26 protein-coding genes are annotated in these 25,659 nt (G+C 69.7%); 15 read left to right on the top strand and 11 right to left on the bottom strand.

Going from position 1 to position 25,659, the window contains the following annotated elements:
* Positions 1-13 precede the first annotated feature (13 nt).
* Both JUB11_RS02000 and JUB11_RS01995 read right to left on the bottom strand, forming a co-directional pair.
* Positions 14-1,219, bottom strand: coding sequence for a murein transglycosylase A (locus tag JUB11_RS02000; RefSeq protein WP_207455746.1), 1,206 nt, complete (start codon positions 1,217-1,219; stop codon positions 14-16).
* 42 nt (positions 1,220-1,261) lie between these two features.
* Positions 1,262-1,933, bottom strand: a complete 672-nt coding sequence (locus tag JUB11_RS01995) for a Tim44/TimA family putative adaptor protein (RefSeq protein WP_207455744.1) — start codon at positions 1,931-1,933, stop codon at positions 1,262-1,264.
* Between the two features lie 223 nt (positions 1,934-2,156).
* Here JUB11_RS01995 and JUB11_RS01990 point away from each other — a divergent pair, with 223 nt between their 5' ends.
* A complete protein-coding gene (locus JUB11_RS01990) occupies positions 2,157-2,723 on the top strand; it encodes an FxsA family protein (RefSeq protein WP_207455743.1) in 567 nt (188 codons plus the stop codon).
* 180 nt (positions 2,724-2,903) lie between these two features.
* The gene (secB, locus tag JUB11_RS01985) at positions 2,904-3,413 is read left to right on the top strand and encodes a protein-export chaperone SecB (protein ID WP_207455742.1); all 510 of its coding nucleotides are present in this window, start codon (positions 2,904-2,906) and stop codon (positions 3,411-3,413) included.
* Between the two features lie 96 nt (positions 3,414-3,509).
* Here the strand turns inward: secB and JUB11_RS01980 are convergent, their stop codons facing one another.
* Positions 3,510-4,439: a LysR family transcriptional regulator gene (locus JUB11_RS01980; protein ID WP_207455741.1), complete on the bottom strand. Its 930-nt coding sequence runs from the start codon at positions 4,437-4,439 to the stop codon at positions 3,510-3,512.
* Between the two features lie 139 nt (positions 4,440-4,578).
* Between JUB11_RS01980 and JUB11_RS01975 the strand changes: the two genes are divergently transcribed.
* Entirely contained in the window at positions 4,579-5,178 is a 600-nt protein-coding gene (locus JUB11_RS01975) for an NAD(P)-binding domain-containing protein (RefSeq protein WP_207455740.1), read from the top strand.
* 101 nt (positions 5,179-5,279) lie between these two features.
* On the opposite strand, the gene rho is transcribed toward JUB11_RS01975, so the two are convergent.
* From rho to hemE, 4 genes are all read right to left on the bottom strand, one after another.
* Positions 5,280-6,536 carry a transcription termination factor Rho gene (gene rho / locus JUB11_RS01970; RefSeq protein WP_207455739.1) on the bottom strand — a complete coding sequence of 419 codons (1,257 nt, stop codon included), beginning with the start codon at positions 6,534-6,536 and terminating at the stop codon, positions 5,280-5,282.
* A gap of 278 nt (positions 6,537-6,814) precedes the next feature.
* The gene (hemJ, locus tag JUB11_RS01965) at positions 6,815-7,249 is read right to left on the bottom strand and encodes a protoporphyrinogen oxidase HemJ (RefSeq protein ID WP_207455738.1); all 435 of its coding nucleotides are present in this window, start codon (positions 7,247-7,249) and stop codon (positions 6,815-6,817) included.
* Between the two features lie 70 nt (positions 7,250-7,319).
* On the bottom strand, positions 7,320-8,402 hold the full coding sequence (hemH, locus tag JUB11_RS01960; RefSeq protein ID WP_207455736.1) for a ferrochelatase: 1,083 nt from the start codon (positions 8,400-8,402) through the stop codon (positions 7,320-7,322).
* Between the two features lie 82 nt (positions 8,403-8,484).
* The gene (gene hemE, locus JUB11_RS01955; protein ID WP_207456001.1) at positions 8,485-9,510 is read right to left on the bottom strand and encodes a uroporphyrinogen decarboxylase; all 1,026 of its coding nucleotides are present in this window, start codon (positions 9,508-9,510) and stop codon (positions 8,485-8,487) included.
* A gap of 518 nt (positions 9,511-10,028) precedes the next feature.
* Between hemE and JUB11_RS01950 the strand changes: the two genes are divergently transcribed.
* The 5 genes from JUB11_RS01950 to dnaQ are packed head-to-tail and all read left to right on the top strand — an operon-like array spanning position 10,029 to position 13,597.
* Positions 10,029-10,847: a pyruvate, water dikinase regulatory protein gene (locus JUB11_RS01950; protein WP_207455734.1), complete on the top strand. Its 819-nt coding sequence runs from the start codon at positions 10,029-10,031 to the stop codon at positions 10,845-10,847.
* Positions 10,844-11,440, top strand: a complete 597-nt coding sequence (locus JUB11_RS01945; protein ID WP_207455732.1) for a nucleoside triphosphate pyrophosphatase — start codon at positions 10,844-10,846, stop codon at positions 11,438-11,440. Before JUB11_RS01950 ends, JUB11_RS01945 begins: the two co-directional genes overlap by 4 nt.
* Positions 11,437-12,276, top strand: a complete 840-nt coding sequence (locus JUB11_RS01940) for a shikimate dehydrogenase (RefSeq protein ID WP_207455730.1) — start codon at positions 11,437-11,439, stop codon at positions 12,274-12,276. Before JUB11_RS01945 ends, JUB11_RS01940 begins: the two co-directional genes overlap by 4 nt.
* A 6-nt stretch (positions 12,277-12,282) precedes the next feature.
* A complete protein-coding gene (coaE, locus tag JUB11_RS01935) occupies positions 12,283-12,927 on the top strand; it encodes a dephospho-CoA kinase (RefSeq protein ID WP_207455728.1) in 645 nt (214 codons plus the stop codon).
* Positions 12,920-13,597 carry a DNA polymerase III subunit epsilon gene (gene dnaQ / locus JUB11_RS01930; protein ID WP_207455725.1) on the top strand — a complete coding sequence of 226 codons (678 nt, stop codon included), beginning with the start codon at positions 12,920-12,922 and terminating at the stop codon, positions 13,595-13,597. Before coaE ends, dnaQ begins: the two co-directional genes overlap by 8 nt.
* A 15-nt stretch (positions 13,598-13,612) precedes the next feature.
* Here dnaQ and JUB11_RS01925 read toward each other — a convergent pair whose 3' ends face one another.
* From JUB11_RS01925 to JUB11_RS01915, 3 genes are all read right to left on the bottom strand, one after another.
* On the bottom strand, positions 13,613-14,590 hold the full coding sequence (locus tag JUB11_RS01925) for a quinone oxidoreductase (RefSeq protein ID WP_207455723.1): 978 nt from the start codon (positions 14,588-14,590) through the stop codon (positions 13,613-13,615).
* Between the two features lie 262 nt (positions 14,591-14,852).
* A complete protein-coding gene (locus JUB11_RS01920; RefSeq protein WP_207455721.1) occupies positions 14,853-15,326 on the bottom strand; it encodes a methylated-DNA--[protein]-cysteine S-methyltransferase in 474 nt (157 codons plus the stop codon).
* A gap of 4 nt (positions 15,327-15,330) precedes the next feature.
* Positions 15,331-17,352 carry a thioredoxin domain-containing protein gene (locus JUB11_RS01915; protein ID WP_207455719.1) on the bottom strand — a complete coding sequence of 674 codons (2,022 nt, stop codon included), beginning with the start codon at positions 17,350-17,352 and terminating at the stop codon, positions 15,331-15,333.
* Between the two features lie 218 nt (positions 17,353-17,570).
* Here JUB11_RS01915 and JUB11_RS01910 point away from each other — a divergent pair, with 218 nt between their 5' ends.
* The 7 genes from JUB11_RS01910 (at position 17,571) to JUB11_RS01880 (ending at position 24,287) form a co-directional block, all read left to right on the top strand.
* The gene (locus JUB11_RS01910) at positions 17,571-17,822 is read left to right on the top strand and encodes a DUF6489 family protein (protein ID WP_207455717.1); all 252 of its coding nucleotides are present in this window, start codon (positions 17,571-17,573) and stop codon (positions 17,820-17,822) included.
* Complete coding sequence (locus tag JUB11_RS01905; RefSeq protein ID WP_207455715.1) at positions 17,819-18,178, top strand: (2Fe-2S) ferredoxin domain-containing protein; 360 nt, start codon at positions 17,819-17,821, stop codon at positions 18,176-18,178. The genes JUB11_RS01910 and JUB11_RS01905 overlap by 4 nt, the downstream gene beginning before the upstream one ends.
* 10 nt (positions 18,179-18,188) lie before the next feature.
* A complete protein-coding gene (gene mnmE / locus JUB11_RS01900; RefSeq protein WP_207455713.1) occupies positions 18,189-19,517 on the top strand; it encodes a tRNA uridine-5-carboxymethylaminomethyl(34) synthesis GTPase MnmE in 1,329 nt (442 codons plus the stop codon).
* A 523-nt stretch (positions 19,518-20,040) separates the two neighbouring features.
* On the top strand, positions 20,041-21,933 hold the full coding sequence (gene mnmG / locus JUB11_RS01895; RefSeq protein ID WP_207455711.1) for a tRNA uridine-5-carboxymethylaminomethyl(34) synthesis enzyme MnmG: 1,893 nt from the start codon (positions 20,041-20,043) through the stop codon (positions 21,931-21,933).
* Between the two features lie 8 nt (positions 21,934-21,941).
* On the top strand, positions 21,942-22,547 hold the full coding sequence (rsmG, locus tag JUB11_RS01890; protein ID WP_207455709.1) for a 16S rRNA (guanine(527)-N(7))-methyltransferase RsmG: 606 nt from the start codon (positions 21,942-21,944) through the stop codon (positions 22,545-22,547).
* 34 nt (positions 22,548-22,581) lie between these two features.
* Complete coding sequence (locus tag JUB11_RS01885; RefSeq protein WP_207455999.1) at positions 22,582-23,391, top strand: ParA family protein; 810 nt, start codon at positions 22,582-22,584, stop codon at positions 23,389-23,391.
* Positions 23,391-24,287, top strand: a complete 897-nt coding sequence (locus tag JUB11_RS01880) for a ParB/RepB/Spo0J family partition protein (RefSeq protein ID WP_207455708.1) — start codon at positions 23,391-23,393, stop codon at positions 24,285-24,287. The genes JUB11_RS01885 and JUB11_RS01880 overlap by 1 nt, the downstream gene beginning before the upstream one ends.
* 211 nt (positions 24,288-24,498) lie before the next feature.
* Here the strand turns inward: JUB11_RS01880 and JUB11_RS01875 are convergent, their stop codons facing one another.
* Positions 24,499-25,488, bottom strand: coding sequence for a D-glycerate dehydrogenase (locus JUB11_RS01875; RefSeq protein ID WP_207455707.1), 990 nt, complete (start codon positions 25,486-25,488; stop codon positions 24,499-24,501).
* Between the last annotated feature and the right edge of the window lie 171 nt (positions 25,489-25,659).

Genomic DNA, 25,659 nt, shown 5'->3' with positions numbered 1-25,659 from the left:
CGGCTCTCCCGGCTTACGACGCCGGGGGTGCCGGGGGTGCCGGCGGGGTCACGCCACGCGGAAGCAGGATATGATAGGCGCCGGGGCTCTTCATGACGCCGGCCCGCAGCTCGGCGTCGGCGCCATGGCCCCAGAAGACGTCGCCGCGCACGGGGCCGCGGATCGCGCCGCCGGTGTCCTGGGCGACCATCAGCCGGCGCAGCCGCGCGTCCTTGTCCAGGGGATCCTCGGCGTCGAGCCAGACCGGCACGCCGTAGGGCAGGAACTTGGAGTCGACCGCGAGGCTGCGGCCCGGCGTCAGCGCGACGTTCTGCGCGCCGACGGGTCCCTCGCCCTTCAGTTCCTGGAAGAAGACGTAGGAGGGGTTCTTGTTCATCAGGGCGGCGGCCTGGTCCGGATGGGCGCGCAGCCAGTCGCGGATGGTCTGGAGCGAGACCTCCTCGCGCTTCAGCTCGCCCCGGTCGATCAGCTCGCGGCCGATGGCGACGTATTTGTGCCCGTTCTGCGCGGCGTAGCCGACGCGCATCTCCGTCCCGTCCGGCAGCCGGACGCGGCCGGACCCTTGGATGTGAAGGAAGAAGGTGGCGATGGGGTCCTTGAGCCAGACCAGCTCCGGCACCTTGCCACGGAGCGCGCCGGCCTCGATCGCCGCCCGGTCCTCGTAGGGCTTCAGCCGGCCGTCCAGCACGCGGCCCGCCGTGCGCTCGCCCTTCCAGCGATCGGAGAATTCGCCCAGATCGACCATCACCAGATCGGCGGGCCGGCTGTAGAGCGGCACCGGATAGGCCGGGCCAGCCGTGCGGCTGCCCTCCAGCTCGACCTCGTAATAGCCGGTGAACAGCCCCTCGCGCTTGCCGTTGTTGCCGGCGGCGTAGGGGATGAATTCGGTTTCGAAGAAGGCGCGGGCGGCGGCCTCGTCGCCGGGCGGCAAGGCGGCGAGCCGCGCGCAGACGGCCTGCCAGTCGGCGGCCCGCCCGCCGATGCCGCCGGGTCCCACGGGACGGTCGGGCGGAACGGCCTTGAAGCGGGCGCAGGAACGTTGGAAGGCCGGCACGGCCTCGGCGACGCGGTCGGCGTTCCAGCCCGGCAGGTCGGCGAAGGCCACCGGAGCCAGGGTGAGCGCCTCGGGCGGTGGCTTGGCCTCCTCTTCCTTTCCGGCGCAGCCGGCCATGAGGATGGTGGCGGCCAGCGCGGCGAACCGGAAGGGACGAAGAGGCATGAGGGTGTGATTACCGGTCGGAAGGGATCGGGCGGAGGGCGGTCAGGCGGCGGCTCCGGTCCCGACGAGCGCCCAGTTGGGGTCGCGGGCGCGGGTGTCGCGGGCGAAGGTCCAGACGTCCGTGACCTCCTCCACCTCCTTCGGGTCGCCCTCCACCAGCGCGCCGGCGGCGTCGCGCACGACCGTGTTCTGGGTGGAGAGGAACTGCACCGTGACATAGACGGTGCGGCCTTCGAAGCGGGCGGCGGTGACGTCGGCGTCCCGGACTTCGAGGACGCGGGTCTCCCAGACCTCGCCGGCGGCCTGACGCTGGCGGATGACGGCGGCGAAGCGCTCGTACACCTCGTCCGACAGCAGCGGGCGCAGGGTGGCGGTGTCGCCGGCGGCGAAAGCCTCGACGATCATCTGGAAGGCGCCGCGGGCACCCTGGAGGAAGTGCTTCTCCTCGAAGCTCGGATCCATCGTGCGCAGGCGGTCCAGCGCCATGCCCAGCGACATGGGCTCGTCGGCGGCCGGCGGCTCGCCCGCGGCGCGGGCGCGCTCGGGCATCGGCACGACGTTGTCGGGCCGCACCTGTTCGGACGGCGTGAAGGGATTGGGGCGCTGCCGCTCCTCGCCGGTGCGGCGGCCGAGCACATTGCGCAGGCGATAGACGAGAAACGCCGCGATCATCGCGAAAATGACGATCTCGATGAGAACGAAGCTATCGTCCATCACTCAGTCCTTCCGGGATTTCCCCTCTGCCGGGCTGATCGGGCAGCCGGTCGTTATTGATCCGCATCGATGCGCCTCTGGACCCCCCGGCCGGCCGGCATTAACTGTACGCTTCGGAAGGCGCCGTGACGGCGCACCGGAGAGACCGCTCAAAGCCACGCGACCGGGCGGGATCGCATCCAAGTCTAGATAGGGGCTTGGCACCCAAAGAGCAAGGACGCCCATGAAACCGCTTCTGCTGTTCCTCCTGTTGCCGATCGCGGAAATCGCGGCCTTCGCCCAGGTCGGCGACTGGATCGGCGCCCTGCCGACCGTCGGGCTGGTGCTTCTGTCCATCGTGGCCGGGTCGCTGCTGCTGCGCCGCCAGGGCCTGTCCGTCCTGCGCCGCGCGCAGGAGGCCGCCGCGCGCGGCGAGGACCCCGTGGGCGCCGTCTTCGAGGGCTTCTGCATCGTCGTGGCCGCCTTCCTGCTGATCGTGCCCGGCTTCCTGACGGACATCGTCGGCCTGCTGCTGTTCGTGCGCCCGGTCCGCAACGCGCTCGGGTTGTGGCTTCTGAAGCGGATGGCGAGCGGCGGGACCATGCGGATGTGGACCGCCGGCACGGCACCGGGCGCCTCCTGGCCGCGGGACGGGGGCGCCCGGCGGCCTCCCCATCAGCCCGCCCATCAGCCCGGCGTCATCGAGGGCGAGTTCCAGGAGGTGGATCCGGACGGGACCGCCGGCGTTCCCAGGCTGGAGGAGTCGCGCTGGGGCGGGCCGGGCGGCGGGAACGGTGGCGGCCGACCCTGACCCCCGGCCCTGATCCACGGCCTGCGGGCGCATGTCCCGCGCGGGAACCCGTCCCGCGCCCATTGTCGGGCCGGCGGATCCATGCTAGCCAGCGGGTCCCATCAGCGCGCCGGCCGCAGCCACGCGGCCGGCATCCCGACACCCTTTCAGACGGGCCGCGACGCGGCCAGGAGTTCGCCCATGTCCGATACCCAGAGCAACGGCCAGGACCAGGCTGGCCCGACCTCCCTGCCGATGAACGTGCTGGCCCAGTACGTCAAGGACCTCTCCTTCGAGAATCCGAACGCGCCGCAGAGCCTGATGCCGAACCAGGCCCAGCCGCAGGTCAACATCGGGGTGGACGTGCAGGTCCGGCCGGTCGGCGAGGACGTCTACGAGGTGGTGCTGCAGCTCCGCGCCGAAGCCAAGCAGGGCGAGTCCGTGGCCTTCCTGGCCGAGCTGGCCTACGCCGGCCTGTTCCAGCTTCCGGGCCTGCCGCAGGAGCATCACCGCCCGGTCCTGATGATCGAGGCGCCGCGCATGCTGTTCCCCTTCGCCCGCGCCATCATCTCCGACGCGACGCGCGATGGCGGCTTCCCGCCGCTGATGATCAACCCGATCGACTTCGCCGACCTGTTCCGCCGCCAGATGGCCGCCCAGGCGCAGCAGAACCAGGGGGGCCAGGCCCCGCAGGGCCAGCCGCCCTTCTGATTCCCGGCATCAAGGGAACGGCGACCGAGAACAAAGGCGGGCGGGCCCAGGGCTCCCCGCCTTTATTATTTTTGCGGGATCCCTCCCCCGCAGGCTTCAGCCGAGGCTGCCGGCGAAGCGCTCGGCCAGCCGCTCCCGCCGGAAAGCCTCGGCCACGAAATCGACGAAGACGCGCGTCTTGGCCGGCAGCAGCGTGCGGCTGGCGTAGTAGAGGGAGATCGGTCCGGCATCCGCGTACCAGTGCGGAACGAGCCGGACCAGATCGCCGCTCTCCAGGTGCGGCAGCGCGTCCGGCACCGCGACCAGCGCCACGCCGAGGCCGAGCAGCGCCGCCCGGCACATGGCCGCCGGGTCGTTGACCACGACCGTCTCGGCGAGCGTCACGGGCATCTCGGCACCCATGGCGTCGCGCATCGTCCAGTGCCGCACCCGGCCGGTGCGCGCCGACCGCATCAGGATGCCGTCGAACCCCGCCAGCCCGGCGGGATCCAGCGGCTTCACGCGCCCCTCCAGATAGGCGGGCGAGGCAACCGCGACGATGTGCGCCGGCGCCAGCACCCGCGACACCACGCCCGGCGCCAGCTCGAAGCCGCCACCGACCGCCGCGTCGTAACCCTCCGCGATGAGATCCACCGGCCGGTTCTCGAAATGCCATTCCGGACGGATCCCCGGATAGCGCGCGAGGAAGCCGGGCAGCAGCGGCAGGATATAGCCCAGCCCCAGCGTCGGGCTCATGCTGACCTTCAGCAGGCCGGCCGGCTCGCCCCCGTCTCCCGCCATGCCGGAGATGGCCGCCTGCAGCCCTTCCAGATGGCCGCACACCCCGAGCAGGAAGCGCTCCCCCGCCTCGGTCAGGGTCAGCCGGCGCGTGCTGCGCTGGAACAGCCGGACGCCGAGGTTCCGCTCCAGCATCGCCACGTTGCGGCTGACCGCGGCCGGCGTCAGGGCGAGCCGGCGCGCCGCACCCGAGAAGCTGCCGCTCTCGGCACTGCGCACGAAGGACTCCAGGTTGGCCAGCGTCTCCATGCGTCCACCTTCAACGGTCGCTTGCAAGTGATCCAACCCATTACCGGCTAATCACGGGGCAATCAAGCGGGCAAGATCCAATCCATCGGAACGGGCGGCGCATCGCCGGCCCGACGCACCCTGAGAAGGATTGAAGATCATGACCATCGGCATCATCGGTTCCGGCGCCATCGGCGCGGCCTTCGCCCGCAACATCGTCCGGGCCGGGCTGGAGGCGACCATCGCCAACAGCCGCGGCCCCGCCTCGCTGGAAGCGCTCGTCCGCGATCTCGGACCCGGCATCAAGGCGGGAACGCGGGAAGAGGCCGCGGCGGCGGACATCGTCTTCGTGGCGGTGAACTGGACGAAGCTGCCCGAGGCCATGGCGGGGCTGCCGGACTGGAACGGCCGCATCGTCATCGACGCGAACAACGCCATCGAATCCCCGCTCTTCCGGCCCGTGGAACTGCACGGCCGCGCCTCGAGCGAGGTCTTCGCCGAGCTGGTGCCCGGCGCCCGGGTCGTGAAGGCCTTCAACCACCTCCAGGCCCAGACGCTCGCCGGCGACCCGCGGTCGGAAGGCGGGCGGCGCGTCCTCTTCTACTCCGGCGACGACGCCCCGGCGAAGGCGGAGGTGGCGGCGCTGATCGAACGGCTCGGCTTCTTCGGCATCGATTTGGGAAGCCTGGCCGGCGGCGGCCGCCTCGCCCAGTTCCCCGGCGGCGCCCTGCCCGTCCACAACCTCGTGAAGTTCGGCTGAGGCGCGGACCGGCCGGCGTGCAGACATCAGAAGGGCGGCCACCCCCTGGGGATGGCCGCCCTTTTCCATTCGCCGCGTTTACGGCCTACCGGTTCGCCTGCTTACTGATTCATCGAGTCGAAGAAATCGTTGTTCGACTTGGTGTGCTTCAGCTTGTCGACCAGGAAGTCGACCGCGTCGGTCACGCCCATCGGCATCAGGATGCGGCGCAGGATCCACATCTTCGACATGGTGCCCTTGTCGACCAGCATCTCTTCCTTGCGGGTGCCCGACTTGGAGATGTCGATGGCCGGGAAGGTGCGCTTGTCGGAGAGCTTGCGGTCGAGGATGATCTCGGAGTTGCCGGTGCCCTTGAACTCCTCGAAGATCACCTCGTCCATGCGGCTGCCGGTGTCGATCAGCGCGGTCGCGATGATGGTCAGCGAGCCGCCCTCCTCGATGTTGCGGGCCGCACCGAAGAAGCGCTTGGGCCGCTGCAGCGCGTTGGCGTCCACACCACCGGTCAGCACCTTGCCGGAGCTGGGCACGACCGTGTTGTAGGCGCGCGCCAGACGGGTGATGGAGTCCAGCAGGATGACCACGTCGCGCTTGTGCTCGACCAGCCTTTTCGCCTTCTCGATCACCATTTCCGCGACCTGGACGTGGCGCGTCGCCGGCTCGTCGAAGGTGGAGCTGATGACCTCGCCGCGGACCGAGCGCGCCATGTCCGTCACCTCTTCCGGCCGCTCGTCGATGAGCAGCACGATGAGGTAGGCCTCGGGATGGTTGGTCGCGATGGAATGGGCGATGTTCTGCAGCATCACCGTCTTGCCGGTGCGCGGCGGGGCGACGATCAGCCCGCGCTGACCCTTGCCGAGCGGAGCCACCAGGTCGATGATGCGGCCGGTGTAGTTCTTCTTGGTCGGATCCTCGACCTCCATGCGCAGCCGCTCATCCGGGTAGAGCGGAGTCAGGTTGTCGAAGTTGATGCGGTGGCGGACCTTGTCCGGCGCATCGAAATTGATCGTGTTGACCTTCAGCAGCGCGAAGTAGCGCTCGCCGTCCTTGGGCGAGCGGATCTGCCCCTCGACCGTGTCGCCGGTGCGCAGGCCGAAGCGGCGCACCTGGCTCGGGCTGACGTAGATGTCGTCGGGACCCGGCAGGTAGTTGGATTCCGGCGAGCGCAGGAAGCCGAACCCGTCCTGAAGCACCTCCAGCACGCCGTCGCCATAGATCGGAACATCGTCGTCGGCCAGCCGCTTCAGGATGGCGAACATCATGTCCTGCTTGCGCAGCGTGCTGGCGTTCTCGATCTGCAGCTCCTCCGCGAACGCCAGCAGTTCGGCGGGGCTCTTGCACTTCAGGTCTTGGAGATGCATGGGGAATAACCTAAGGGATCGTCATGCGGGGGAGTGCCAGGTCCGGAGCCGACAGCGGGAGCGTCGGAAGGGCGCGGGGCGACCAGGCCGGCGTGATGCGCCCGGCGGTCGCCGCGCCCGGCTCAAATGAGAAGGGACGGAACGGCAGGTAGGGGGATGGAGCCACGGGCCTTGCGGACCCGTGGTGAGGAGATGGTTAGCGGATCGCGCCCCGCAAGTCAAACGAAAGCGATCCGTCCGGTGACAGGCTTTGGAGGTATTCCCTGGCCCGTTTCGCGTCAGAACGGGCGCACGATCACGAAAATCACGATGCCGGCCATCAGCACCGCGGGCACTTCGTTCATCACGCGGTAATAGCGCTGCGAGTGGCGGTTGCGCCCGGCCTCGAAGTCACGGCGCCAACGGGCGGACATCATGTGGATCCCCGTCAGCAGCAGCACGAACAGGATCTTGGCGTGCAGCCAGCCCTCCTGCATCAGCGCGGGATTGATCGCGATCATGGTGATGCCGAACAGGTAGGCCGCGATCATGGCCGGGTTCATGATGCCGCGCAGGAGCCGGCGCTCCATGACCTTGAAGGTCTCCGAGGCCTCCGAGCCCGGCGCCACTCCGCAATGGTAGACGAACAGCCGCGGCAGATAGAGGAGCCCGGCCATCCAGGCGATGATGCTCATCACATGCAGCGCCTTGACCCAGGGGTACAGCTCAAACATCGGGGATCCTTGCCATTCTTCTCGGGTGGTGGATGTTCTGGTGGATTTTCCAAGGCGAGCGGGCGTCGCGTCACCGGGAACGCTGCTGCGGGCAGCCGGCGAGACCGTCGGGGCAGATCCGCCCGCCATTCTGCGCGCAGACCGGCAGTCCGGATTCGATGGCCCTGCGCACCAGCCGCGCCAGCCCGGCCACATGGGCGGGGTCGGCGCCGGGCGCCGGCACGCGGACAAAGTGCGGCACGCCGGCCTCCTCCGCAAGCCGCCGTTGTCCGGACTCGATCTCCACCAGCGTCTCGATGCGCTCCGACGGGAAGGATATCGGCACGACCAGGACCGGAACGCGGTCGCGGCCGGCGCGGCGGATCTCCTCCTCCGTGGACGGGCCGAGCCAGGCCGGCTCCCTGCCCGCCCCGTGCTGGCAGAGAACCCAGTCCGGATCGTCGATGCCCAGCGCCGCGATCAGCGATTCCGCCGTACGCTCGCACTGCCAGGGAAAGGGATCCCCCTGCTTGGCGAGCCGCGCCCGCAGCCCCTGGCCGGAGAGGAGCAGCCGCGGCCGGCCGTGGCGCAGCGCCCGGTCGTAGCGCGGCCGGATCGCCGCGGCCAGGGCGTCGATGAAGCCCGCCTGCGTCGGGTGGCAGCAGAGCAGCCGCGTGTCCGCCTCCAGCCCGACCGTCTGCGCCGCCTCGCGCCAGGCGCGGACCGAGCCGCCGGTGGTCGCGGCGGAATGCTGCGGGTGGAGCGGCAGCAGAACGACCAGTTCCGGGCCGTAGTCGCGCACCCGCGCGGCGGTGTCCGGCGGTAGGGGATGCCAGTGGCGCATGGCGATGAAAACCCGCAGCTCGCGGGGCGGGGATCCCTGCCCCGCGCCGAACCCCTCCTCCAGGGCTGCTTCAAGCGCCGCGGCCAGCAGTTCGGTGCTCTCGAGGAGCGGCGAACGGCCGCCGAGCTGCGCCTGCACGGCCCTGGCCGCCTTGGCGCGCCGTCCGGACAGGACGCTCGCCAGCATCGTGCGGATGGGATCCGGCAGGCGGGATCCCGCGGGATCCGCGAGCCGGTTGAACAGCACCGGCCGCACCGCCTCCTCGCCGTCGGGCTCGCCGAGGCCAAGGAGCACGACCGCGGTCCGGGCGGGAGGGGTCTTGATCGGCATGGAGCGGTAAACTGGAGCGTGGGGGTTGCCCTGTCCAGTGCCCGTCGGGATCCCCTCCCCGCCTTCCGGCGGCTCTTTCGCGTCAGCCCCGCTCAGGCCATTGCTTGATCAGCCGCGCCAACTCCGCCACATGATCCGGCGGGGTGGTCTGGATGACGCCGTGGCCGAGGTTGAAGACGAAGGGTCCGCCGGCGAGATCGGCAAGGATCCCCGTCGCGGCCGTCCGCAGGGCGTCGCCACCGGCCGCCAGCATGATCGGGTCGAGGTTCCCCTGCACCGGAAGCCGCGTCTGCAGCTCGCGCGCCGCCCAGTCGGTCGGCAGCGTCGTGTCGAGCCCGACGGCGGTCACGCCGGTCTTTTCCACATACTCGACGTAGAACAGCCCGGCGCCGCGCGGGAAGCCGATGACCGGCACCCCCGGATGCCTGGCGCGCAGCCGCTCCACGATGCGGCGGGTCGGCTCGATGACCCAGCGGCGGAAGGGATCCGCCGGCAGCACGCCCGCCCAGCTGTCGAAGACCTGCACGGCCTCCGCACCCGCCTCGATCTGCGCGGACAGGTAATCGACCGTCGCGTCGACCAGCAGGTCGATCAGCGCTTGGAAGCCTTGCGGATCCCCGTAGGCCCAGCGCTTGACGTGGGCGAACTCCTTGGTCCCGCCGCCCTCGACCATGTAGCAGGCGACGGTCCAGGGCGCGCCCGCGAAGCCGATCAGCGTCGTGTCCTCCGGCAGCTCCCGCGTCAGGCGGCGCACCGTCTCGTAGACCGGCGCCAGACGCTCGTGCAGCTCGGCCGCCGACAGGCGGGAGAGGCCTTCGGCGTTGCGGACGGGATCCAGCTTCGGCCCCTCGCCCTCGACATAGTCCAGCGGCTGGCCCAGCGCGTGGGGCACCACCAGGATGTCGGAGAACAGGATCGCCGCGTCCATGCCGTAGCGGCGGAGCGGCTGGAGCGTCACCTCGGTCGCGAAGGCCGGGTTGTAGCAGAGATCGAGGAAGCTGCCGGCCTTGGCCCGCAGCTCCCGGTATTCCGGCAGGTAACGGCCCGCCTGCCTCATGAGCCAGAAGGGCGGACGCTGGCGGGTTTCACCGGCGAGGGCTGCCAGCATCGGCTTGCGGGGCTTGGACACCGTATCGGACACCGTGGGACGCTTCCTTGATCGATTGCGCGGTGGGTCGGAACGCGCCTTGGGACGCCTTCGTTCCGCGGACAGGATTTCAGGGCCGGGAATGGGCCTTTCACCCATCATCTTCACTAGTCTTTTTAAATTAGGAAAGGAAGAAGGTGATGTGGATCCCTGTGGATATCAGGGATCCCCGCTGGGCCGCGATTCATCCACAGGCTTCGGGATCCCCCGGCGGACCCCTGGGAAAAGCTGTGGACGACTCCAGAGGCTACCGCGCGAAACGGCGGAAATGCTATAGCTCGAAGCGCGGGGATCCCGTGGATAAGGATGCGGCGTCCGGCGGCTGTTGCCCGTGTTCCGAAGGGTCGGCGCCTGTTGTTCTCCAGGGGGCGCTCCGGGGGGCGGCGGGTGGCCGCAGCGGGGATGAAAGCCGGGTTTTCGCCGGGGATCCGGCTTATCCACAGGATCCGGCCGGTTTCTTCACAGGATGTTGGGGACGGATGAAACAGTTCCATCTACATCTCGTATCCGATGCGACGGGCGAGACCATCAACAGCGTGGCGCGGGCCTGCGTCATCCAGTTCGACGTGCGGCCGATCGAGCATTTCTGGAACCTCGTGCGCACCGAGCGCCAGCTCGACATGGCGCTGGAGGGCATCGCGGACCATCCCGGCCTCGTCATGTTCACGTTGGTGGACGAGAAGCTGCGCCGCCGGCTCCAGGATTTCTGCCGCGAGCGTCAGGTGCCCTGCATCCCCGTGCTGGATCCGCTGATCAACGCGCTCGCCGCCTTCCTGGGGGAGGAGTCGCAGCGCCAGCCAGGCCGGCAGCACGCGCTGGACGCCGAGTATTTCGGCCGCATGGACGCGATGGACTTCGCGCTCGCCCATGACGACGGCCAGGCGAACTGGAACCTGCACGAGGCCGACGTGATCCTGATGGGCGTGTCGCGCACCTCCAAGACGCCCACCTCCATCTATCTGGCGAACCGTGGTATCAAGGCCGCCAACATCCCGATCGTCCCCGGCGTCGCCCTGCCCGCGGAGATCGACAAGCTGACCCGCCCGCTGATCGTGGGACTGATCAAGGACGCCGACAGCCTGATCGAGATCCGCCGCAACCGGCTGAAGCTGCTGAACCAGACGGAGAACTCCGACTATGTCGATCCGGAGGTCGTGCGGGCGGAACTGCTGGAGGCCCGGCGCCTCTTCACCAAGCGCGGCTGGCCGGTGATCAACGTGACGCGCCGCTCCATCGAGGAGACCGCGGCCGAGATCATGATGCTGCTCGCCCGCCGCCAGACCGGGGACATGCCATGAGCGGCATCGTTCTCGCCTCCGGCTCGAAAACCCGCGCCGCGATGCTGGAGCGCGCGGGCGTCTCCGTCACGCTGCACCCCGCTGCGGTGGACGAGGAGGAGGTCAAGCTCTCCTGCCGGGCGGAAGGCCTCTCCGCCGACGAGGTCGCGGAGGCGCTCGCCGAGCTGAAGGCGCAACGCGTGACGCGGCACCATCCGGGGGCGCTCGTCGTCGGCGCCGACCAGATGCTGGAATGCGACGGGCAGTGGTTCGACAAACCGGCGACCCGCGACGGCGCGCGCGACCAGCTCCGCGCCTTGCGCGGCAAGCCGCACCGGCTGATCAGCTGTGCCGTGGTTGTGCGCGACGGGGAACGGCTGTGGCACCAGACCGACCGCGCGCGGCTGCACATGCGCCCCTTCACCGACGCCTTCCTGGACGACTATCTCGACCAAGCCGGCGAGGACATCCTGCATTCGGTCGGCGCCTATCATCTGGAGGGGCTGGGAGCGCAGCTCTTCCACCGGGTGGAGGGCGACTTCTTCACGATCCTGGGGCTGCCGCTTCTGCCGCTTCTGGGCTTCCTGCGCGTTCACGGAGTGGTCAAGGAATGAGTTTCAGCGGCAAGGCCAGACTGGCCGGCGTCATGGGCTGGCCGGTCGGCCATTCGCGCTCCCCCCGTCTCCATGGGTTCTGGCTGAAACAGTACGGGATCGACGGCGCCTATGTTCCGCTCGCCGTCCGTCCGGAGCACGCGGCAGCGGCCATCCGCGCCCTGCCTGCCCTGGGCTTCCACGGCTGCAACGTCACCGTCCCGCACAAGGAGACGGCCTGCCGCGCGGTCGACCGGCTCGACGCGACGGCCAAGCGCATGGGGGCGGTCAACACCATCGTCGTGCTGGAGGACGGCACGCTGGAAGGGCGCAACACGGACGGCTTCGGTTTCCTGGAGAGTCTGCGGGCCGGGGCGCCGGGCTGGCGCGCGGGCAGCGGGCCGGCGGTGGTGATCGGCGCCGGCGGGGCGTCGCGGGCGGTGGTCGCCTCCCTGCTCGACAGCGGCGTTCCGGAGGTGCGGCTGGTCAACCGGACGCGCGAGCGCGCGGAGGAGCTGGCGCGGGAAATCGGGGGTGCGGTCACCGTCGGCGACTGGGTTTCACGTGAAACGTTGCTGGAGGGCGCCGCGCTGCTGGTCAACACCACCAGCCAGGGCATGACGGGGGAGCCGCCGCTGGAGCTGAGCCTGCGCGCCCTGCCCGTCAACGCCGTGGTGACCGACGCCGTCTATGTGCCCCTGCTGACGCCCCTGCTCGCCGAGGCCAAGTCGCGCGGCAACGCCATCGTGGATGGCATCGGCATGCTGCTGCATCAGGCCCGCCCTGGCTTCCAAGCTTGGTTCGGCGTCGAGCCGGAGGTGACGGAGGAGCTGAAGCGCCACGTGCTGGAGGGCTGAGGCGCCATGATAGTGCTCGGCCTGACGGGATCCATCGGCATGGGCAAGAGCACCGCCGCGCGCATGCTCGCGAGGATGGGCGCGCCGGTCTGTGACTCCGACGCAATGGTCCACCGGCTGCTCGCGCGAGGCGGCGGCGCCGTGCCGGCGATTGATGCCGCCTTCCCCGGCGTGGTCCGCGATGGTGCCGTGGACCGGCGCGCGCTGGGCGCGGCGGTGTTCGCAGACCCTGCGGCGCTGAACCGGCTGGAAGGGATCCTCCACCCGCTGGTCCAGCGGGCGCAGGCCGGCTTTCTCCGACGTGCCGCGCGGCGCGGCGCGCGGGTCGCCGTTCTGGACATCCCCCTGCTGTTCGAAACCGGCGGGGAGCGGCGGGTGGACCGGACCGTCGTGGTCTCCGCCCCCTACCTCGTGCAGAAGGCGCGCGTGCTGGCGCGGCCAGGCATGACGCCGGAGAAGTTCGCCGCTATTCTCCGCCGCCAGACGCCCGACGTGGAAAAGCGGCGGCGCGCCGACCACCTCGTGCCCACGGGGCTCGGCCGGCGCCCGACCCTGCGCGCTCTGGCGCGCATAGTGAGAGATGTGAAGGGCCGCCGCGGCCGGCACTGGCCGCCGCGCGGTTATCAACCCGGACAGGTGATGCATGCGTGAGATCGTCCTCGACACCGAGACCACCGGCTTCAAGCCCGAGGAAGGCCACCGGCTGGTCGAGATCGGCTGCGTGGAGCTGGTCAACCAGGTGCCGACCGGCAACCGCTACCACGTCTACATCAACCCGGAACGGCCGGTGCCGCCGGACGCGACCGCGGTGCACGGGCTGACCGACGAGTTCCTGGCCGACAAACCCGTTTTCAACGACGTGGCGCAGGCCTTCGTGGACTTCATCGGCGACGCGCCGCTGGTCATCCACAACGCGGCCTTCGACATGGCCTTCCTGAACTGGGAGCTGAAGATCGCGGGATATCCGGTGATGCCGATGACGCGGTCCGTGGACACGCTGGCCATGGCGCGCCAGAAGTTCCCCGGCGCGCCGGCCACGCTGGACGCACTCTGCAAGCGCTTCGGCATCGACAACTCCAGCCGCACGTTTCACGGGGCACTGCTCGACGCCCAGCTCCTGGCGGAATGCTATCTGGAGCTGTTGGGCGGCCGCCAGGCGGGCCTCGCGCTCGCTGCCGGACCGGCGGCGAAGGGCGGATCCGGCGCGCGGATCGACCGCCCCTTCCGCGCCGCACGCCCCCACGCCCCGACGGCGGAGGAACTGGCGGCGCACGCGGAGCTGCTCGGCAAGCTCAAGAACCCGGTCTGGCTCGCCGAGTAGCCCCTCCTTTTCCCCTCAGGGAAGCAGGACGGTCGAGCCGGTGGTCTGCCGCGCCTGGAGCGCGCGGTGGGCCTCGGCGGCGTCGCGCAGCGGGAAGGTCTGGTTCACCTGGATCGACACGCCGCCGGCATGGACGACCTCGAACAGGTCGGCCGCACTCGCCATCAGCTCGTCGCGCTGGGCGACGTAGGTGAAGAGCGTCGGGCGCGTCACGTAGAGCGAGCCCTTGGCCGCGAGCGTCTGGAGATCCAGCGGCGGCACGGCTCCCGACGCGGCGCCGAACAGCACCATCAGGCCGCGCGGCCGCAGGCAGTCGAGGCTGTCCATGAAGGTCGTCTTGCCGACGCCGTCATAGACGACCGGCACGCCCTTCCCGTCCGTCAGCTCGCGGACGCGCGCCACGAAATTCTCCCGCGTGTAGACGATGGCGTGGTCGCAGCCATGGGCCTTCGCCAGCTCGGCCTTCTCGTCCGAGCTGACCGTGCCGATGACCGTGGCGCCGAGATGCTTGGCCCACTGGCAGAGGATCAGCCCCACCCCGCCGGCCGCCGCCTGCACCAGGATGGTGTCGCCCGGCTGCACCGCGTAGGTGGAGCGCAGCAGGAACTGCGCCGTCATGCCCTGGAGCAGCATCGCCGCCGCCTGCCGGTCCTCGATCCAGCTCGGCAGCGGGATCAGCCGGTCGGCGGGCATCACCCGCGCTTCCGCGTAGGCGCCGACGAAGGGCACGGCGTAGCCGACGCGGTCGCCGGGCTTCAGCGTCGTGACGTCCGGCCCCACCGCCTCGACCACGCCCGTCCCTTCCGTCCCGAGGATCGCCGGCATCTGCGGCAGCTTGTAGAGACCGGAGCGGTGATAGGTGTCGATGTAATTCAGCCCGACCGCGGTCTGCCGCAGCCGCACCTCGCCGGGGCCGGGGTCGGCAAGTGCCACCTCCTCCCAGCGCATCACCTCCGGCCCGCCATGCTCGTGAATGCGGATCGCGTGAACCATGTCGCCTTTTCCTCCGGTGTCGTTGTTTGAACCGGCTCTCATTGAGGAGAGCCAACTCGCTTTTGCGCAAAGGCGCTAACTTCAACGGCTGTTATCTCCCTCGCCCCTCTGGGGAGAGGGAGGGACCCAGCCCGCCAGGGCTGGGAGGGTGAGGGGGTCCCGCATTTGCCGAACTCTCCTGTCCCCCTGCAACCCCCTCACCCTAGCCCTCTCCCCAAGGGGAGAGGGAACGATGATGCATTGCTTTCGGGTGCCCTTCCGCTCAAACGGCGGCCTCCGCCGGTGCCAGGGCGAAGCGCCGCTCATGCTCCAGCAGCCAGGACTTGGTCCCCAGTCCGCCCATGCCGGAATAGCCGCCGGGTGCGCCGGAGCCGCCGACGACGCGGTGGCAGGGGATGAGGATGGGCAGCGGGTTGGCGCCGCAGGCGCCGCCGACGGCGCGTGGCGCGGTGCCGATGCCGCGGGCGAGGTCGCCGTAGGTGGCGACACGGGCGTAGGGGATGGTCCGCATCGCCGCCCAGACCTTCTGGCGGAAGGGCGAGCCAGCCGGGGCCATCGGCAGGTCGAAATCGGTGATCCGGCCGGCGAAGTACAGGTCGAGCTGCCGCGCGGCTTCCGCGAGGAGCGCGTCTGGATCGTCAGCACCAACCCGTCCCCAGTCGAGCGCCGCGAGCGCGCCCCCGGCGCTGGTGAGGGTCAGCGGGCCAAGGGGGCTTTCGACGGTCAGGCGTCCCACGGGATCACTCCGTTTGCAGCGCCCGCGCGAGGTCGTCCGGCGACGTGACCGGCGGCGAGCAGGTCGTTCCACGGCAAACATACGCCGTGGCGGCCCCGTCCCGCATCCCCTTTCCGGCGGCCGGATGCCCCTTCGGCAGCGCCGATCCGGGTGCCAGGACGGTCATGACGCGGTTCGGCAGGGAACGGCCGAGCACCGCACGGCGCAGCGCCAGCGTGTCGGGCGCGTCCGGCGCGCCGGCGATCACGACCTGCACCGCCTCCTCCAGCAGTTCGACCGCGTTGAGGAAGGTCGTCAGGGGGAAGAAGTTGCGGCCCAGCTCGCCGGAGAAGGCGGCGATCAGCGCGTCGGCCCGCTCGCGGTAGGCGGCCTCGCCCGTGCGGTGGTGGAACTGCGCCAGCACGGCGAGCATCGTGCCGTTGCCGCTGGGCGTCGCGCTGTCGGCGGCGGACTTGGTACGGACGATCAGGTCGCGGGCGTCGTCGGCCGTGTAGAAGTAGCCGCTGGCCTCCCCGTCCCAGAAATGCCGGTCCAGCACCGCGACCCAGTCCCGGGCCTGGTCAAGCCGCGCGGGATCTCCGGTCGCCTCGTGGAGCGCCAGTGCGGCGCGCGCCATGTGGGCGTAGTCGTCCAGCGTGGCGGCGTGCTTGGCCTGGCCCGCGCGCCAGCTGTGGCGCAGCCGGCCTTCCACCGTCATGCGGCCGCGCACGAAATCGAAGGCGCGCTCCGCCGCGGCGAGCCAGCCCGGCTCGTCGAAGACGAGCGCGGCTTCGGCGAGTGCCGCAATCATCAGCCCGTTCCAGTCCGCCAGCACCTTGTCGTCCCAGCCCGGCCGGACGCGCTTCTCGCGTTCGGCCCAGAGGATCGCCCGCGCCGCGGTGAGCCGCGCCTCGATGTCCGCCGGCTTCATCTTGAGCGAGCCCAACCGGTTGGGGATGTTCTTCCCCTCCCAATTGCCCTGCGGCACGATGCCGTAGACGCGCTTGAACAGGGCCGACTCTTCGGCGCCGAGCAGGGCGTCGATCTCCGCCTCGCTCCAGACGTAGAAGCGGCCCTCCTCCCCCTCGCTGTCGGCGTCGAGGGTCGCCGCGAAGCCGCCGCCCTCGGCGACCATTTCCCGCAACAGCCAGCCGACCGTCTCGCGCACGCGCTGCTCGTAGAGCGGATCGCGGGTTTCCTGCCAGACCAGCGTCAGCAACTCGACGAGCTGGGCGTTGTCGTAGAGCATCTTCTCGAAATGCGGCACGAGCCACATCTCGTCCGTCGAATAGCGCGCGAAGCCGCCGCCGAGATGGTCGTAGATGCCGCCCTGCGCCATGTGGGTCAGCGCCGTCTCCACCGCCTCGCGGTAGGCCGAGAGGCCAGTCCGCTGCCCGGCGCGCCAGAAGAGCGCCAGCACCGGCACCTGCGGGAACTTCGGTGCCGAGCCGATGCCGCCGTTGATGGGGTCCGTCTCCTCCAGCAGCCGCTCCGCGATCTGGTCGATCAGCGCGGGGTCGAGCGCGCCGGCCGAGGCACTCCGCGACATGCGCGACAGCGCGTCCTTCAGCGCGCCGACGTTCCGCACCACCTTGTCGGGTTCGTCGCGGTAGGTCTCGGCGATGCCGCGCAGCACGTCGGGAAAGCCCGGTCGGCCATAGCGCGGTCCCGGCGGGAAATAGGTGCCGCCCCAGAAGGGCTCCCCATCGGGGGTGAGGAACATGGTGAGCGGCCAGCCGCCCTGCTGGCCGAGCAGCGCCAGGGCCGCCTGGTAGATCTGGTCGACGTCCGGCCGCTCCTCCCGGTCCACCTTCACGTTGACGTAGAGGTCGTTCATCAGCGCGGCGACCTCCGGGTTCTCGAAGCTCTCGTGCGCCATCACGTGGCACCAGTGGCAGGCCGCGTAGCCGACCGACAGCAGGATGGGCTTGCGCTCCGCCCGCGCCCGCTCGAACGCCTCGGTTCCCCAGGCCATCCAGTGGACGGGGTTGTCCTTGTGCTGGAGCAGATAGGGGCTGGTCTCCTGATCCAGCATGTTGGCGGACATGGCGTTGCTCCTCTGCGTCGGCGTTTTTGGTGTGGCCCGGACGGTCCTTTCCTCCGGTAACCGGCCCGGCGGCGCTGCCGTTGCGCCCCGGCCTTCCTATCTCTTGTTCCGACTGTATAGTGGAGCGGGATCGCGCGGCGGCAAACGGGCCGCTCGCCGGACCGGCCGGACTTTTTCATTCCGGCCGTCCCGCCCCCGGCTCATGGGAGACAGCGGCCATGAAGATCACCGTCGACATCGATTGCACGCCCGACGAGGCGCGCCAGTTCCTCGGCCTGCCCGACGTTAAGCCGATGCAGGACGCCATGATGCGGGAGATCCAGGCGCGCATGCAGGCGAGCCTCGGCGCCATGGACCCCGACACCATGCTCAAGACTTGGCTGCCTGCCGGCATCCAGGGCATGGAGCAGATACAGAAGATGTTTTGGAACCAGATGGCCACGGCCATGGGACAGGATGGACGGAAGTGACGGATCCCAAGCCTTATTTCGAAGCGCATGTCTTCGTCTGCACCAACGAGCGGCCGGCCGGGCACAAGCGCGGGAGCTGTGCCGCCAAGGGGGCGGAGAAGCTGCGCGACTACATGAAGGCCCGCGCCAAGGAGCTGGGCGTCGGCGCGCGGGTGCGGATCAACTCCGCGGGCTGTCTCGACCGCTGCGAACTCGGCCCGACTCTCGTCGTCTATCCCGAGGGCGTCTGGTACAGCTACCGCAGCAACGCCGACCTGGATGAGATCATCGACACGCATCTCCTGAAGGGCGGGCGCGTGGAGCGGCTGATGCTGACGCCGGAGCAGACCGAGCTGCGGCCCGAACAGGTGGGCTGATCCGAACCCCATGACCGCGACCATCTTCGCCCTCGCCACCGCCCCCGGCCGCGCCGGTGTGGCGGTGGTTCGCATTTCGGGTCCCGGCGCCGCCGGAGCGCTGACGGCCCTCACCCGCCGTCCGCTGCCGAAACCGCGCGAAGCCACCTTCCTGCGCCTGCGCCATCCGGAAACGGGCGAGGTGCTGGACAGCGGCCTCGCCATCCTGTTCGTGAGCCCCCGCAGCTTCACCGGCGAGGACGTTGTCGAGCTGCACCTGCATGGCGGCCGCGCCGTGACGGCCGGCGTCATCGAGGCGCTCGCCGCCCTGCCCGGCCTGCGCGTCGCCGAGCCCGGCGAGTTCACCCGCCGGGCCTTCGAGAACGGAAAGCTCGACCTGACGGAGGCCGAAGCCGTCGCCGACCTCGTCGACGCGGAGACGGCGGCGCAACGCCGCCAAGCCCTGCGGCAGATGGAAGGCGCGCTCGGCTCGCTCTATGACGGCTGGCGCCAGGCTCTCACCCGCGCGCTCGCCCACATCGAGGCCGACATCGATTTCCCCGACGAGGACCTGCCGGGGGGCGTCGCCGACGCGGTGCGTCCGCAGATCGAACGGCTTGCGGCGGAGATCGAGGCGCACCTGAACGACAACGGCCGGGGCGAGCGGCTGCGCGAGGGGCTGCACATCGCCATCGTCGGCGCGCCGAACGCCGGCAAGTCCAGCCTGCTGAACGCGCTTGCCCGGCGGGAGGCGGCCATCGTGTCCGCGCGCGCCGGCACCACCCGCGACGTGATTGAGGTGCATCTGGACCTCGGCGGCTATCCCGTCATCCTCGCGGACACCGCCGGGCTGCGCGAGGCGGCCGCGGACGAGGTCGAGGAGGAAGGCATCCGCCGCGCCCTTGACCGCGCCGCCCGCGCCGACCTGAAGATCGCGGTGTTCGACGCCACGGCTCCCGTGCCGGACGCCGCCACGCTCGCCCTGCTCGACCGCAACACCCTTCCCGTCCTGAACAAGCTGGACGTGGCGGGCGTGGCTGAACCGGCGGTCGCCGGCCATCCCGCCGTCGCGGTGTCCGCCCGGACCGGTGCGGGCCTGCGCGATCTGGAGGAGCGGCTGACCGCGCTGACCGCCGATCGGTTGTCCACCGGCGGTGTCCCTGCCCTGACCCGCGCCCGCCACCGATCCGCCCTGGAGGAGTGCCGCGACGCCTTGACCCGCGCGCTCGGCGCACCACTCCCCGAACTCGCGGCGGAGGACGTCCGCCTGGCGAGCCGGGCGCTGGGGCGCATCACCGGACGGGTCGATGTGGAGGATCTGCTGGACGTGATCTTCCGGGATTTCTGCATCGGCAAGTGACGCGGTGTTTCACGTGAAACACGGGCCGATGTAGGCCTGCCGGACCGGCAGCTATCACTCACCCGTCATCCCCGCGAAAGCGGGGATCCAGAACCCCACAGCGCGAAGCTGTCGAAGGTGATCTGGATCCCCGCTTTCGCGCATAGACGCTAACTTTTGCACATCGGCCCGGTTATCCGAAGCCTGCAACCTCCCTCCTCGTCATTCCCGCGAAAGCGGGAATCCAGTTCCTCCCCAAGCGGAACCGTTGGAAACCCTGGATCCCCGCGTCCGCGGGGATGACGGTGGAGGGGTGGTCGGATGCTTGCTTCAGTCAGTCAGCCGTGAAAGTTAGCGCCTATGCGCTTTCGCGGGGGTGACGGTGAGGTGCAAAGTTCAATCGAACAGGCTGCGTTGGAACGCTTCGGCCAGTAACGTCCTTGCCGAGAACCATGCCAACATGCCTGTGACCAAAGACCCTATCACGGCACCCATTCCCGCGCGGACTCTTGGCGCGCCGCACGCACTCGGTTATGGTCGCGCCATGCAGAAATACGATGTCATAGTGGTCGGCGGCGGCCACGCAGGGTGCGAGGCTGCGGCGGCTGCGGCGCGGCTCGGCGCGCGCACGCTTCTCCTGACCCACAAGGTGGAAACCATCGGCGAGATGTCCTGCAACCCGGCCATCGGCGGGTTGGCGAAGGGGCATCTCGTGCGCGAGATTGACGCGCTGGACGGCGTCATGGCCCGCGCCATCGACCGGGGCGGCATCCAGTTCCGTATCCTGAACCGCAGCAAGGGACCCGCCGTGCGCGGCCCGCGCGCCCAAGCCGACCGTAAGCTGTACCGTCAGGCGGTGCAGCAAATTCTGGCGGAGCAGGAGAACCTGACCATCGCCGCCGGCGGTGCCGAGGACCTGATCCTTGACGCGGAGCAGCGCGTCCGCGGTGTCGTCACCGGCACGGGCGAGCGCATCGCGGCGGGTGCCGTCGTGCTCACCACCGGCACCTTCCTGCGCGGCGTAATTCACATTGGCGAGGAGACCACCCCCGCCGGCCGCGTCGGCGAGGCTCCGGCGCTGGGGCTGTCGGAGACGCTGGCGCGGCTCGGCTTCCCGCTTGGGCGCCTGAAGACCGGCACGCCTCCCCGGCTCGACGGCCGCACCATCGATTGGGCCGCACTGGAGAAGCAGCCTGGCGATCTGCCGCCCCCGCCCTTCTCCTACATGACCGACCGCATCGACACGCCGCAGGTCGATTGCGCCATCACCTGGACGACGCCGGAAGCGCACGCGCTGATCCGTGCCAACCTGAGCCGGGCGCCGATGTATTCCGGGCAGATCCAGGGCACCGGCCCGCGCTACTGCCCGTCCATCGAGGACAAGGTGGTTCGCTTCGCCGACAAGGAGCGTCACCAGATCTTCCTCGAGCCGGAAGGGCTGGACGACGACACGGTCTACCCGAATGGCATTTCGACCTCCCTGCCCCGCGACGTGCAGCTCGGCATCCTGAAGACCATGCCGGGTCTGGAGCGCGCGGTGATGGTCCGTCCCGGTTACGCGATCGAATATGATTTCGTCGATCCGCGCGAGCTGAAGCCGACGCTGGAGACGCGCCGCGCTCCCGGGCTCTTCCTCGCTGGTCAGATCAACGGAACCACGGGCTACGAGGAAGCGGCGGCGCAGGGCCTCATGGCCGGCATCAACGCCGCTTTGCGCGCCGGCGCTTCTGCCGACCGGACCGACGAGGGCTTCGTGCTGGACCGCGCCGACGCCTACATCGGGGTGCTGATCGATGACCTGATCGGGCGCGGCACCAACGAGCCCTACCGCATGTTCACCTCGCGCGCCGAATACCGTCTGCTGCTGCGGGCCGACAACGCGGACCAGCGGCTGACGCCGCGCGGCCTCGCCGTGGGCTGCGTCGGGTCGGAGCGGCGCGAGCGTTTCACCGCGAAGGCGGAGGCGCTGGCTGCCGCGCGCGCTCTGGTCGGCTCGCTCCAGGCGACGCCGGTCGAGCTGGCGCGTCAGGGCGTCCATGTGAACCAGGATGGCGTGCGACGCTCGGTCGCCGACCTGCTGCGTTATCCCGACCTCGACCTCGCCACCCTCTCCCGCCTCTGGCCGGAGCTGGCCGAGATCCCCGCGGACGTCGCCGAGCAGGTGGAGATCGACGGCAAGTACTCGGGATATCTTGATCGGCAAGAGGCCGACATCCGCGCCTTCCGCAAGGATGAGGCGCTGGCCCTTCCCGACGATCTCGACCCCGACGCCATCGGCAGCCTCTCGGCGGAGATCCGCCAGAAGCTGCGCCAGTCGCGTCCGGCGACGCTCGGTGCCGCCGCGCGGATCCCCGGCATGACGCCGGCCGCCCTTGTGGCGCTGCTGCGCCATGTGCGCCGCCGCGACAGCAACCCGGCCTCCAAGGTGGCGGCGTGAGTGGTGTGATGGACGCGTCCGCCTTCCAGGCGGCGACCGGCGTTTCACGTGAAACACTGGACGCGTTGAGCGCCTACGAGGCGCTGCTGCGCAAGTGGCAGCCGAAGATCAATCTCGTCGGCCCTTCCACCATGCGCGAGTTGTGGAGCCGCCACTTCCTGGACTCCGCCCAGCTCCACGCGCTGCTGCCGGAAGGCGCGCGCGTGCTGGTCGATCTTGGCAGCGGCGCCGGCTTCCCCGGCCTGGTGCTGGCGATCCTCGGCGTGCCGGAGGTTCACCTGATCGAGAGCGACAGCCGCAAGGCCGCCTTTCTGCGTGAAGCCGCGCGGGAGGCCGGCGTCAAGGTGACCGTCCACAACAAGCGGATCGAGGCGGTGCCCGCCTTCCCCGCCGACGTGGTCTCGGCCCGCGCGCTCGCCCCGCTCAAGGATCTGCTCGCCTGGGCCCATCCCTTCATCGGGGACCGTGGCCATGGGCTGTTTCCCAAGGGCCAGACCGTGGAAGACGAATTGACCGATTCCACCCCACATTGGAGGTTCACGGCTGAACGTTTCGACAGCCGGACCGACTCCACCGGAACCATCCTGCGCGTGAGGGGCCTCGACCGTGCCTGAGACCGAACTCGACTCTCTCCCCCCGACCGAAGCCCTGGAGGATCTCGACCCGTCCGACGGCGCGCCAGCCGCCCGGGTGATCGCCATCGCCAACCAGAAGGGCGGCGTCGGCAAGACAACCACCACCATCAATCTCGCCACGGCCCTCGCCGCCATCGGCAAGCGCGTGCTGGTAATCGACCTCGACCCGCAGGGCAACGCCTCGACCGGGCTCGGGATCCCGCGGTCCGACCGGCGCGTCGGCATCTACGATGTGCTGTTCGACGGGCTGCCGCTGGAGCGCGCCTCGGTCGCGTCCAGCGTGCCGAACCTGTCGATCGTCACCTCGTCCGCCGACCTTTCGGGTGCGGAGCTGGAACTGGTGAACGAGGACAAGCGCGAGTACCGCCTGCGCCAGGCGGTGGACAAGAGCGCCCTGGAATACGACTACGTGCTGATCGACTGCCCGCCGGCACTGGGCCTGCTGACGCTGAACGCGCTCGCGGCGTCGCACGCCGTCATGGTGCCGTTGCAGTGCGAGTTCTACGCGCTGGAAGGCCTCAGCCAGCTGGTGCGCACCATCGAGCGGGTGAAGCGCAGCTTCAACCCCGGCCTGGACATCCATGGCGTCGTGCTGACGATGTTCGACAAGCGCAACAACCTGTCGGACATGGTCGCCGCCGACGTGCGCGGCTTCTTCGGGGAGAAGGTCTACGACACCGTCATCCCCCGGAATGTCAAGGTGTCGGAGGCGCCGTCGCACGGCAAGCCGGTGCTGATCTACGACATGCGCTGCCCTGGCTCCCAAGCTTACATCCACCTGGCGGGCGAGGTGCTGCGCCGTGAAAAGAGGCTGAGCGCCTGATGGAAGACAACAAGACCGGCGCGCGGCGCGCCAGCCTCGGTCGCGGCCTCTCCGCCCTGTTCGGGGAGGAGACGGAGGACTACACCGCCCTCGACAAGGTGCGCCAGTCCAAGCAGGTGCCCATCGAGTTCATCCATCCCGGCAAGTACCAGCCGCGCCGGCAGTTCGACGAGGAGGCCATCCAGGGCCTCGTCGAGTCCATCCGCGACAAGGGCATCCTCCAGCCCCTTCTGGTGCGCCGCGACCCGGACTCGACCACGTCCTATGAGTTGATCGCGGGCGAGCGGCGCTGGCGCGCCGCGCAGATCGCCGGCCTGCACGAGGTGCCGGTCGTCATCCGCGACTTCACCGACCGTGAAGCGCTGGAAATCGCGCTGATCGAAAACATCCAGCGTCAGGACCTCACCCCTCTGGAAGAGGCGGAGGGCTATCGGCGCCTGATGGACGAGTTCGACCACACGCAGGAGGATCTGGCGAAGGCGCTCGGCAAGAGCCGCAGCCACGTCGCCAACATGCTCCGGCTGCTGGCCCTGCCCGATCCGGTCAAGACGATGGTCCAGGAGGGCGACCTCACCGCCGGCCACGCCCGCGCCCTGCTCACCGCCTCCGACCCGGCGGCGGTCGCCCGCGAGGTCGTGAAGCGCGGCCTGAACGTCCGCCAGACCGAGGATCTGATGCGCGGCGCGGCGCCCAAGGCCAAGAAGCCCGGTGCCGCAGGCGGCGGCGATCCCGCGCTGAAGGACGTGGACCTCATCAACCTGGAGGAGGAGATCTCCGCCCGCATCGGGCTGAAGGTCGCCATCACCCCCCAGGGCAAGCGCGGCACCATCACCATCCACTACCAGACGCTCGACCAGCTCGACGACGTGCTGCGCCGGCTCGGTGGCGGGGAGTGAAGAGTTAGCCCTCCTTGGGTTACAAGCACTGTCCCGTCATCCCCGCGAAAGCGGGGATCCAGAACTCCTCAAAAGGGACGACATGGCTAAGTTCTGGACCCCCGCTTTCGCGGGGGTGACGGACAAGTGGGTGCTTTGCGCCGAAGGGCAGGAACGAAAAAAGGCGGCGTCCCATCCGGATCGCCGCCTTTTCCTTGCCCGGAAGCCGCCCTTACAGCAGCGTCTCGATCACCCGGTCGGGCGGGGCGTGGTTGTCGACGAAGGTCTTGATGTTGATGACGACCTTCTCGCCCATGTCGATGCGGCCCTCGATGGTGGCCGAGCCCATGTGCGGCAGCAGCACGACGTTGTCGAGCCGCAGGAGCTTCGGGTTGACCGCCGGCTCATGCTCGAACACGTCCAGCCCGGCGCCGGCGATCTCGCCCTTGGCGAGCATCCTGGTCAGGGCGGTTTCGTCCACCACCTCGCCGCGCGCGGTGTTGATGATGTAGCAGTGCGGGCGCAGCAGCTTCAGGCGGCGCTCGGACAGCAAATGGTAGGTGGCCGGCGTGTGCGGGCAGTTGACCGAAACCACGTCCATGCGCGCCAGCATCTGGTCCAGGCTGTCCCAGTAGGTCGCTTCCAGCTCGTTCTCGACGTCCGGATGGACGCGGCGGCGGTTGTGATAGTGGATCGACATGCCGAAGGCGCGGGCGCGACGCGCGAGCGCCTGGCCGATGCGCCCCATGCCGAGGATGCCCAGCCGCTTGCCGGAGATGCGGTGGCCCAGCATCGTCGTCGGCCCCCAGCCTCCCCATTGGCCGGAGCGGACCAGCCGCTCGCCCTCAGACAGGCGGCGCGCCACGGCGAGCAGCAGCGCCATGGTCATGTCGGCGGTGTCCTCGGTCAGGACGCCGGGCGTGTTGGTCACGCAGATGCCGCGTTCGCGCGCGGCCTTCAGGTCGATGTGGTCGACACCCGTTCCGAAGGAGGCGATCATGCGCAGCTGCGGACCGGCGCCACGGATCAGCTCGGCGCTGATGCGGTCGGTCACGGTGGGCACGAGCACCTCGGCGGTCTTCAGCGCGTCGGCGATCTGCGCCTCGTGCATCGGCGTGTCGTCGGGGTTGAGCCGCGTGTCGAACAGCTCCATCATCCGGGTCTCGATGACGTCGGGCAGCTTCCGGGTCACGACGACCACCGGTTTCTTCTTTTCGGCCATCTTGCGTTGATCCCTTCCAGGCCGGCTCTTCGCGGCGCACTGTTGCCATAGCAAGCAGTCCACGGGCTGTCCAGACACCACGTGGGTGCGCGCTTGCAACAGCGGTGTGACGAAGGCGGGACAGGGGCCGCCGCACCTTGCCGCCGGGCTTTACCCCTAACTATAGTGTTC

The organism is Azospirillum sp. SYSU D00513, assembly GCF_017356015.1.
Lineage (GTDB): Bacteria > Pseudomonadota > Alphaproteobacteria > Azospirillales > Azospirillaceae > Azospirillum.
This window is presented reverse-complemented; position numbering and strand designations above follow the sequence as displayed.